This is a genomic window from Pseudomonas sp. PDM09 (assembly GCF_014852305.1).
GTDB lineage: Bacteria > Pseudomonadota > Gammaproteobacteria > Pseudomonadales > Pseudomonadaceae > Aquipseudomonas.
On the sequence record NZ_JACVBI010000022.1, the window covers coordinates 1 to 1245 of the forward strand.

The window sequence follows — 1245 nt, forward strand, 5'->3', positions numbered from 1 at the left end:
CCGAGCCATTGATGCTCCAGCTGGCGGTGGCATCGTGATCGATGTCGGCCGAGCTGAACTGGCCACTCACGCTGAGGGTGGTGTCTTCCTTCACCGCGCCGGCATCGTTGCCGGTCACGAAGCTGAGCACGGGTGCGTCGTTAGTGCCGCTGACGGTAACGGTCACCAGCTGAGTATCGATGCCGCCGAGGCCATCGCTGACCTGCACGCTGAACACTTCATTATGACTTTCGCCGGCCTTCAACGATTGCACGGCACTGGCGATGCCATCGGTGCCATTGGCGAGGGTGTACGTCCACTGGCCGGTGCTGTCGACGGCGATCGAGCCGTAGGTTCCCGTAGCCGAGCCATTGATGGTCCAGCTGGTCGTGGCGTCGTGATCGATGTCGGCCGAGCTGAACTGGCCACTCACGCTGAGCGTGGTGTCTTCCTTTACCGCGCCGGCATCGTTGCCCGTCACGAAGCTGAGTACGGGCGCATCGTTAGTGCCGCTGACGGTAACGGTCACCAGTTGAGTGTCGACACCGCCGAGCCCATCGCTGACCTGCACGGTGAACACTTCATTGTGACTTTCGCCAGCCTTCAATGACTGCACGGCACTGGCGACACCATCGCTGCCATTGGCCAGGGTGTACGTCCACTGGCCGGTGCTGTCGACGGCGATCGAGCCGTAGCTGCCGGTATTGCTACCGACAATGCTCCAGGTGGCGGTTGCGTCGTGATCGATGTCGGCCGAACTGAACTGGCCGCTGACGTTGAGGGTGGTGTCTTCCTTCACCGCGCCGGCATCGTTGCCGGTCGCGAAACTGAGTACCGGGGCGTCGTTGCTGCCGCTGACGGTAACGGTCACCAGCTGAGTGTCGACGCCGCCGAGGTCATCGCTGACCTGCACGCTGAACACTTCATTATGACTTTCGCCCGCCTTCAATGACTGCACGGCACTGGCGATGCCGTCGCTGCCATTGGCCAGGGTATACGTCCACTGGCCGGTGCTGTCGACGGCGATCGAGCCGTAGCTGCCGGTATTGCTACCGACAATGCTCCAGGTGGCGGTGGCATCGTGATCGATGTCGGCCGAGCTGAACTGGCCAGTCACGCTGAGCGTGGTGTCTTCCTTTACCGCGCCGGCATCATTGCCGGTCACGAAGCTGAGCACGGGTGCGTCGTTAGTGCCGCTGACGGTGACGGTCACCAGCTGAGTATCGACACCGCCGAGGCCATCGCTGACCTGCACGCTGAACACTT

The 1245-nt window shown here is 62.3% G+C and carries 1 protein-coding gene; it reads right to left on the reverse strand.

What is annotated here, in order from left to right; genetic code table 11:
* Positions 1-1245: VCBS domain-containing protein (locus IB250_RS28470; RefSeq protein ID WP_225603934.1), on the reverse strand; the 1245-nt coding region annotated here is incomplete at both ends.